Here is an 8,761-nt window from a genome sequence, read left to right as displayed (position 1 = left end):
CCGGGTCAGTCGGTCGGATGCAGGTACCGGGCGAGCGCGTCGATCGAGGGGTGGTCCCACAGCACTGTCGAGTCGAGGGTGACGTTCAGGTGGTCCTCGATCTCGCCGGCCACCGCCAGCGCCACCACGGAGTCGAGGCCGTACTCGCCCAGCGGCACCAGCGGGTCGATGCCCTCGGCGGGGCACTCCAGGTAGTCCGCCACCCGGGCGGTCAGCCACCGCCGCAGGTCGTCCTGCGACGAGGCCGGGGCCGATCCGGACACAAGCATGTCGTCCACAGCAGATTCCTCCATCAGAGGTCGGGATTCCGGTCAGCCCGCGGTCGTCCGCGAGCCGTCGGCCAGGCCGAAGCTTCGGCCGGCCTCGTGCCGGTCGAGCAGCTCGGCGAACATCCGCCCCTCGACCTCCGGCGGCAGGACCGGCGCCGGTCCGCCGGTCGCGGCGAGGCGGGTGAGGACGGCCAGCGCCCAGGCGGGTTCCGCCAGGAAGCCGTGGCCGGTCGTGTGATGGTGGCGCCACAGCTCGAAACAGGCCGTGGCCATCAGCACCCGGACGTATCGGGCGGGCAGCTCGTTCGCGTCCACGCCGGCCGGGAACGAGAGCCGGCGCGGATTCAGCTCGGCGCATGCGGCCCGCAACGCCTGGAGCTCGGCCGCGAACCCGGCCGCCAGGCGGGCCACCTCGCGCACCTGCGGGTCGGTGGGTGAACCGAGCGCTGTCAGGCCCGCGGCCAGCGAGGGGGCGAAGTGGTCCCGGCCACCGGCGCTGACCCGCAGCCGCTCGAAAGCCAGGGGTGGCAGCGCGGCGCCGGGCCGGAACAGCGCGTCCGGCGCCGGTTCGCCGTCGCGCCAGGAGCGCCGGGCCAGCAGCGGCAGCTGCGGCAGGATCGTGGCCTGGCAGACCGCGCGGGCGATGTGCGCGAAGGCGACGGGCTTGATGTCCCGGACGAGCTTCTGGAAGATCGCGTGCGGGCCGTCGCGCAGATAGAACTCCGCCCCGAGCACCCCGGCCAGCTGCTGCATCGCCTCCAGCAGCGGCTGGGCCAGGCCGAACTTGACCGCCGGGGCGTACACGCTGGTCTCCTCCGGCAGCAGGTGCAGCGCGCGCAGGCCGGCCCGGGCCATCGCCTCGCACATCAGCAGGTCGGCGAACGCGTTGACAAGCACGGAACGGACCTGCGGCAGCTCCGCGACCGGCCGGCCGTACAGCCGCCGGTTCAGCACGTGCCGCAGGGTCACCCGCAGCCCGGTGTCGAGCAGGCCGGTCGTCATCGCGGGCAGGGCGGTGCGGGTCAGCTGAAACGCCCGTACGGCGGTCTCCAGTCCGTGCCCCGCCGGGCCGAGCAGGCTCGACGGGCCGACGGGGCAGTCCCGGAACTCCATGCCGCCCAGTTGCACGCCGCGCATGCCGGCGCTGCGGAACCGGGGCAGGTAGCGGTAGCCGCCGGCCGGCAGCGTGTCCTTCTCGAGGAAGAACAGGGAGTGGCTGCGGCTGCCCGGCCCGGGGTCGGTGCGCGCGAACAGCACCAGCGCGTCGGCCCGCTCGATGTTGGTGACGACCTCTTTGCGTCCCCGCAGCAGCAGCCGGTCGTCGCCGGGCCGGGCGGCCAGCTCCGTGCCCGCCATGTCGTTGCCGTGCGCCAGCTCGTGGTACGCGCAGGCGATCTTGCGGTTGGTCAGCAGCAGGTCGGCCACGGTGAGCTGCTGGACGGCGTCACCGGCGGTCCACACGTTGACCGCCGCGATGAAGGAGCTCGTGCCGTATCCCAGGCCGAGGCAGGGATCACGCCGGTAGACGGCCCGCAGCACGTCCACCATCCGATCCATCCCGGTGAGCCGGCCGCCCAGCTCCGCCGGCACGAACTCGGCGTTCAGGCCGTAACCGTCGAGCGCCCGCTCGCCGTCGCCGAACATCTCCTCGCGCTCGTCCGCGGCCAGGACCCGGTCGAAGCCGAGCGGGTTGGCCGGATCCCACGGGTCGCCGAGCCGGCGCTCGAGTTCATCGGCGCCGGGCCCGGCCTGGTGACCAGCAAGGGTCGGTGACAATCGACTCACGCTCCCGGACGGCGTCGCGGCTCTACGCGTCGAAGATTCCGGCGGCGGGATATCGCGTTCCTATAGACGTCCGGGGCGGTGGCGCTATAGGCGAGTTATAGGGACGGCGCACACCGTCGCAGCCATGGACACCGCAGCCGGGTCTGTTCCGCCGAGCGCATCACCGGCGCCCGGGATCGACGAGCGGGCTTTCCGCCGGACGACGGGCCGGTTCTGCACCGGCGTCACCGTCGTCACCGCCCAGGACGAGGGGCCGGTCGGTTTCACCTGTCAGTCGTTCGCGTCGCTGTCGCTGGACCCGCCGCTGGTCATGGTGTCCGCGTCGAACCGCGGCCGCAGCCTGGCCCGGATCGTACGGGCCGGCTCCTTCGCCACGAACATCCTCAGTGCCCGCCAGGAGTCGCTGGGCCGGCACTTCGCCACGTCCCAGCCGGACAAGTTCGCCGGGGTGGACTGGCAGGCGTCACCGTCAACCGGCGCGCCGCTGCTCACCGGCGCCCTGGCCTGGATCGACTCGGTCGTCCGGGACGTGATCCCCGGTGGCGACCACACGATCGTGATCGGCCAGGTGGTCTCGGCCCGGCACACGCCCGAGGCGGGCGAGCCGCTGCTCTTCTTCGACGGCGGGTTCCGCGATCTGTCGGCCGGCGCGCGGGCCGCGGCCCCCGCGGCTCAGCTCCGCAGGTAGGCCAGCACCGCGAGCACCCGCCGGTGGCCGTCGGTCGTGGTCGGCAGGTCGAGCTTGCTGAAGATGTTGCCGATGTGCTTGTTGACCGCCGCGTCCGTGACCCGCAGCCGTTTGCCGATCGTGTCGTTGGAGCGGCCCTCCGCCATCAGCGCCAGGACCTCGAGCTCGCGGGCGGTCAGCCGTTGCCGCGGGTCGGGGCGCCGGCTGATCAGCTGGCGGACCACTTCGGAGTCCACGACGGTCTGCCCGGCCGCGACCTGTTCCACGGCGGCGTTGAACTCCACCACCGCGCCGACCCGGTCCTTGAGCAGGTACCCGACGCCGTCGCCGTTGTCGGAGTCCAGCAGCTGGGCCGCGTACGACTGGTCGACGAACTGGCTGAGGACCAGGACGGGCAGGCCGGGGAAGGACTGGCGCAGGCGTACGGCGGCCCGCAGCCCGTCGTTGGCGTTTCCGGGCGGCATCCGGACGTCGGTGATGATGATGTCCGGACGGCGGGCCTGGACGGCCTCGGTCAGCGCGTCGGCGTCGCCCACCGCGTCGATGACGTCGTGCCCGAACCGGCCGAGGATGCTCACCAGACCCTCGCGCAGCAGCGTCGAGTCCTCGGCCAGGGTCACCCGAAGGGGCATGGAATCTCCATCAGTACGAGAGTCGGGCCACCCGGCGGGCTGGACACCCGCATGCGCCCGTCGAGCACCGCGAGCCGGTCCGCCAGGCCGGTCAGCCCGGTGCCGCCGGAGGCGTCCGCGCCGCCGGCGCCGTCGTCCCTCACCTCGAGGACAAGGATGTCGGCGTGATGCCGCCCGACCAGCTCGACCCGGGTGGCGTTGCTGTGCTTGGCCACGTTGGCCAGCGCCTCGGTGATGGCATAGTAGGCGGCCGTCTCGACCGGCTGCGGGAGCCGTCCGGCGAGTCGCAGGTCGAGCGTGACCGGCACCGGGAACCGGCTGACCGCTTCCTCTATCGCCGCCACCAGCCCGTTGTCGGTGAGCACCTGCGGGTTGAGTCCGCGGACCAGCTGGCGCAGCTCGGCCAGCGCCAGGGTGAGCTGTTCCTGCGCCGACTCGATCCGCCCGCGCAGCGGGGACCCGTCGGGCACGTCGAGGGCCATCATGCCGAGCGTCATGCTGAGCGAGACGAGCCGCTGCTGCGCGCCGTCGTGCAGGTCGCGTTCGATGCGGGCCCGTTCGGCCTCGAACGCGTCGAGCAGCCGGGCCCGCGACTCGCTGACCTCCTTGAGGTCCGGGTCGACCTCGGTGTCGCGGGGCGCGAGAACGATCCGGCACAGCGTCGCGCGGGCGCCCGCCCAGGCGGTCAGCGAGAACGGGGCGGCGAGCAGCAACAGCACCCCCAGCACGGCCCAGGGCCAGGTCGCCGGGTCGTCGAACGGGGCGCTGATGAACTGCTGCGGCACCACGAAGGCCAGGCCGAGCACGGCGAGGTCGACCAGCCAGAGTGCGGTCAGCGAGACCATCATCAGGACCAGCTCGCGCCAGGTCGCCGGCTCGGCCAGGCGGGTGCGCACCCACGCGCGGAGCCCCGGCGCCCCGGGCGGGCGGTGCGGATCCTGGATGCCGTCCAGATCGACCAGTCGCAGCCGACGGCGTTCCAGGCGCGCGAAGGGCAGTGCCATCAGCACGGCGGCCAGCAACAGCACGACCCCGACGAGCGCGACGGCGGTGGCCAGGCCGACGGTGACCAGCACGACGAACAGGACCAAGGCCAGGGCGCCGGTGAACACGCCGGAGACCAGGTACAACAGGGCTCGCCAGGGCCAGGCCGAGGTGAGGAAGCCCACCGGCTCCAGGGCCATCGCCTGCCAAGCTGTCCGGCGGCTGCGCACCCTGCCACGGTAGGCCATCGGCAAATTCGCCGCGGTAGTGCGGACTCTACCTTAAAGACTATCTCTGGGATCAGTGACCACAGAACGCCCGATACGGTCGGATAGGGGGTATGACTGCGACGCGAGATTCGTCCTTGGCGACGGCGGTGGAGCTGCGTGCCGTGCACAAGGTCTACCACCGGGGAACCCAGGCGGTGCAGGCGCTGGACGGGGTGTCCATCGGTTTTGCCACGGGCTCCTTCACCGCCATCATGGGGCCGTCCGGCTCCGGCAAGTCCACCCTTCTGCAATGCGCCGCCGGCCTGGACGAGCCCACCTCGGGGCAGATCTTCGTGGCCGGCGACGACATCAGCGGGATGGACGAGCGCCGCCGGACAGCGCTGCGGCGGGACCGAATCGGCTTCGTTTTCCAGGCCTTCAACCTGGTCGCGTCGCTGACCGCGGCGCAGAACGTGGAGCTGCCGCTGCGCTTCGCCGGCCGTCGCGCCGACCGCGCCGAGGTGGCCCGGGCGCTGGCCGCGGTCGGCCTGGGTGAGCGTGCCGGGCACCGGCCGAGCGAGCTCTCCGGCGGTCAGCAGCAGCGGGTCGCGCTGGCCCGCGCGCTGATCACCCGGCCCGACGTGCTGTTCGCCGACGAGCCGACCGGCGCGCTCGACACCAAGACCTCGCGGGAGGTGCTGGCGCTGCTGCGTCTGCTGGTCGACCAGCAGGCCCAGACGACGCTCATGGTCACCCACGATCCGGTCGCCGCGTCGTACGCCGATGTGGTGATCTTCCTGAAGGACGGCCGGATCGCCGACCGGATGGCGCTCGACCCGGCGGACGCGTCGAGACCCGCCCGGATCGCCGCCCAGATGGCCCGGCTGGAGGCATGATGCTGGCCGCTGCCAACATTCGTGAGCACTGGCGGGCGTTCCTCGCCACGTTCCTCGCCGTCGTTGTCGGTGTCGGCCTGATCGCCGTCACCCTGATCCTCTACGACTCGGGGCGTCCACGCCCCCACCCGCGTGTGGCCGGAAGCGCGGTTCTGGTGGTGTCGAACCAGGCGGTCAACCAGGCGGGCGCCGCCGGGGACCGCGTTCCGTGGACCGAGAGCCAGGCCGCCGACCTGGTCCGTCAGCTCGAAGGCATCGACGGTGTCGAGGCCGCGATCGTCGATCGCAACTTCTACGCCCAGGCCTTCGCCGACGGCGAGCCGGTGGCCGACGAGGCGGCGACCGAGGCCGGGCACGGCTGGGCCAGCGCCCGGCTGGCGCCGTACAAGCTGGTCTCCGGGCGCGCTCCGGCAACCAGCACCGAGGTGGTGGCCGGCGCCGGGGTCGGGGCGCGGACCGGCTCCGCTCTGACCATCGGACTCGCCGACGGCGTGCACACCTTCACGGTCAGCGGGACGACGGACGGCGAGGGCTTCTACTTCACCGACGCCGAGGCCGCCCGCCGGGACACCGGGGTGACCACGATCGGGCTGCTGGTGCCGCAGGGCTCCGCGGTTCCGGCGGTCGCCGGCCGGGCCGGCGAGATCCTCGGCGAGAGCGGCTCCGCACTGACCGGCGACGCCCGTGGTGTCGTGGAGCCGGGGTTCATCACCCACAAGCGGTTCCTGGGCGCCCAGCTGGTCGCCGCCCTGGCGATCATGGCGCTGTTCACCACGATCTTCGTGGTCGCGGCCACCCTGGCACTGGCCACGGCGCAACGCCGCCGCGAGATCGGGCTGCTGCGCACCATCGGGGCCGACCCACGCCAGATCCGCCGCATGGTGCTCGGCGAGGCGGTCATCGTCGGCCTGCTCGGCTCGGCCGCCGGCTGCGTGGCCGGCGTCATCGGCGCGCCGGCGATGCTGGCGTCGCTCGACCGGCTCGACGTCACGCCACCCGATTCCCGGATCATCATCTCGGCCTGGCCGTTGCTGGTCGCCACCGCGATCGGCACCGGGGTCGCGGCGCTGGGCGCCTTCGTGGCCAGCCGCTCGGCCGCCCGGGTGGCGCCGATCGAGGCGCTGCGCGACGCCGCGGCGGAGCAGCGCCCGATGAGCCGGGGCCGGTGGATCGCCGGACTGGCGATCTTCGGAGTCGGTGTCGTGCTGGCGTTCATGACCGCTGCCGGCGGCGCGGACCGCCGCGTCAACCTGGCCATCGCGACGTCGATGTGCCTGATCGCCGCCGCCGCGCTGCTGGCGCCGATCGTCATCGGCCCGATCGCCCGCCTGGCGACGGCGCCGTTCACCCGCGGGTCGTCCGGCGCGAGCTCGATGCTCATCCGGGCCGAGCTGCTCAACGCGACCAGGCGAGCCGCCTCCACCGCGGCGCCGGTGATCGTCGCGGTCGGCTTCGCCGTGCTGATCAGCGGGCTCGTCGACACCATGCGGACGGCCTACCCCGCCGAGACCACCAAGCAGCTGGCCGGGCAGGTGCTCATCGATCCCGGCAACGCCCCCGCGCTGAGCGACGCGGTGGTCGAGGAGAACCCGGTCGGCCGGGCCGCGCTGCCGACCCGCTTGTTCGTCGCCCGGCCGGGCGGTGGCACCGCGGTGATCGACGGGGTCGGGTCCCGGGATCCGCGCTGGTCACGACCGGGTGAGGCGGTTCTCGACACGACCGTGGCGAAGTACCTGAAGGTGCAGGCCGGCGCGACGGTGACCGTCCGGTTCCGCGACGGCCTCAGCGCCCCGTTGCGGGTGGCCCAGGTGCTGCCGCCCGACCAGGCGCGTGGTTCGTTCGTGCTGTCGCGGGACACGGTCCGTCAGCACGACCCGACGGCGATGACGGACAACATCTTCCTGCCCGCCGGCCATGCTCCGGTGAAACTGAGCGCGGGCGCCCGGCTGCAGGACGCGGAACAGTACGCGCTGAAGGAGTACAACACCGACGCCAAGCTCACGAACAGCCTGGCCATGATGCTCACGGTGGTGGCGGTCGGCTACAGCGGCCTGGCCGTGGCCAACAGCATGGCGATGGCGGGATACGGGCGGCGCACCGACTTCGAGGTGATGAGGTCGGCCGGCGGCACCCGCCGTCAGCTGCTGCGCTTCTCGCTCGGCGAGACCGGGCTGCTGGTGATCATCGGCTCGGCGCTGGGTCTGCTGGCCACCCTGCCGCCGCTGGCCGGCGTGGCCTCCGGGCTGAGCGCGGAGGTCGGGACGCCGGTGTCGATGAACCTCAGCGGCGGCACCCTGGCCTGGGCCGTCCTCGGCAGCCTGGCCATGGCGACGGCCGCGAGCGCCTTCGTGACGTGGAACGTGATGCGCCCGCGGACGGGATGATCGCGGGCCTGCGGCCGGAGCCCGGGGGCAGGCGTCCCCCGTCGCCGCCCCCGGGCTCCTCCCTCGGACGTCGGCGTCTATAGAAACGATGTAGCGGTCACCGGTGTACTCGCCCTCGCCGGATATGGGAGGCGAACTCATGATCACAGACGGTTTGCGGTCTTCCGATCGCTGGCTGCGGCCCGCGCCCTGCTCGACGGTCGCCGGACGCCGCCTGGTGTGCCTGCCGCACGCCGGCGGGACAGCGAATGCGTACCGGACCTGGCAGGACGGTCTGCCCGTGGGCACCATCGTGCACGCGGTGCAGTATCCCGGCCGCCAGGACAGGCTCCGGGAACCCCCGGCGACCTCGGTCGAGCAGCTGGCCGGGCCGATCGCGGACGCGCTGGGCCCGCTCGCCGGGTCGCCGCTGGTCCTCTTCGGCCACAGCATGGGCGCCGTCGTCGCGTACGAGGTGACGCTGGAGCTCGAGCGGCGGCACGGCCCCGTGGTCGACCTGTTGATCGTCTCCGGTTCCCGCGCCCCCGACCAGCGCGAGACCGGCGACAAGCACCTGCTCACCGACCAGGAGCTGGCGGCCGAGATCGCCCGCGGCGACGAGTCGTTCGGCGAGCTGGCCCGGGATCCCGAGCTGCTCGGCCTGGTGCTGCCGGCCATCCGGGCCGACTACCGGCTGCTCGCCGGTTACCGGCGCGGCGCCGTGGCCGTCGGCGCGCCGATCGTCGCCTTCGGCGGGGTCGACGATCCCGAGGTGAACCGGGCCGAGCTGGCCGCCTGGTCGGGTTTCACCCGGGCCGGATTCGGGCTGCGCGACTTCCCGGGCGGCCACTTCTACCTCACCGACGAGCCCCCGATCCTGGCCGCGCTGGCCGAAGTGCTGTCGACGTCCACCACACCAACCGTGAGGGTCTGAA

At 72.9% G+C, this 8,761-nt stretch carries 8 protein-coding genes; 4 read left to right on the top strand and 4 right to left on the bottom strand.

Annotation, left to right across the window (positions count from 1 at the left end; translation table 11 throughout):
- Positions 1 to 5: 5 nt before the first annotated feature.
- Together C8E87_RS28720 and C8E87_RS28715 are read right to left on the bottom strand one after the other, a co-directional pair.
- The gene (locus C8E87_RS28720) at positions 6 to 269 is read right to left on the bottom strand and encodes an acyl carrier protein (protein ID WP_133877144.1); all 264 of its coding nucleotides are present in this window, start codon (positions 267 to 269) and stop codon (positions 6 to 8) included.
- A gap of 42 nt (positions 270 to 311) precedes the next feature.
- On the bottom strand, positions 312 to 2,045 hold the full coding sequence (locus C8E87_RS28715; RefSeq protein WP_203721005.1) for an acyl-CoA dehydrogenase family protein: 1,734 nt from the start codon (positions 2,043 to 2,045) through the stop codon (positions 312 to 314).
- A gap of 133 nt (positions 2,046 to 2,178) precedes the next feature.
- Here C8E87_RS28715 and C8E87_RS28710 point away from each other — a divergent pair, with 133 nt between their 5' ends.
- On the top strand, positions 2,179 to 2,742 hold the full coding sequence (locus C8E87_RS28710; protein WP_133875960.1) for a flavin reductase family protein: 564 nt from the start codon (positions 2,179 to 2,181) through the stop codon (positions 2,740 to 2,742).
- On the opposite strand, the gene C8E87_RS28705 is transcribed toward C8E87_RS28710, so the two are convergent.
- Together C8E87_RS28705 and C8E87_RS28700 are read right to left on the bottom strand one after the other, a co-directional pair.
- Entirely contained in the window at positions 2,727 to 3,362 is a 636-nt protein-coding gene (locus C8E87_RS28705; RefSeq protein WP_133877142.1) for a response regulator transcription factor, read from the bottom strand. The two genes, C8E87_RS28710 and C8E87_RS28705, sit on opposite strands and share 16 nt — an antisense overlap.
- Complete coding sequence (locus C8E87_RS28700; RefSeq protein WP_133875959.1) at positions 3,359 to 4,606, bottom strand: sensor histidine kinase; 1,248 nt, start codon at positions 4,604 to 4,606, stop codon at positions 3,359 to 3,361. Before C8E87_RS28700 ends, C8E87_RS28705 begins: the two co-directional genes overlap by 4 nt.
- Before the next feature lie 128 nt (positions 4,607 to 4,734).
- Between C8E87_RS28700 and C8E87_RS28695 the strand changes: the two genes are divergently transcribed.
- From C8E87_RS28695 to C8E87_RS28685, 3 genes are all read left to right on the top strand, one after another.
- Positions 4,735 to 5,463 (top strand): ABC transporter ATP-binding protein, encoded by a 729-nt coding sequence (locus tag C8E87_RS28695; protein WP_133877141.1) that lies wholly within the window; start codon positions 4,735 to 4,737, stop codon positions 5,461 to 5,463.
- A complete protein-coding gene (locus C8E87_RS28690) occupies positions 5,463 to 7,847 on the top strand; it encodes an ABC transporter permease (protein ID WP_133877140.1) in 2,385 nt (794 codons plus the stop codon). The genes C8E87_RS28695 and C8E87_RS28690 overlap by 1 nt, the downstream gene beginning before the upstream one ends.
- A gap of 139 nt (positions 7,848 to 7,986) precedes the next feature.
- Positions 7,987 to 8,760, top strand: a complete 774-nt coding sequence (locus tag C8E87_RS28685; protein WP_133875958.1) for a thioesterase II family protein — start codon at positions 7,987 to 7,989, stop codon at positions 8,758 to 8,760.
- The last annotated feature ends 1 nt before the right edge of the window (position 8,761 follow it).

Source organism: Paractinoplanes brasiliensis (assembly GCF_004362215.1).
GTDB classification, from domain to species: Bacteria; Actinomycetota; Actinomycetes; order Mycobacteriales; family Micromonosporaceae; genus Actinoplanes; species Actinoplanes brasiliensis.
Note: the sequence above shows the minus strand (reverse complement) of the source record. Positions and strands in the feature narration are given on the sequence as shown.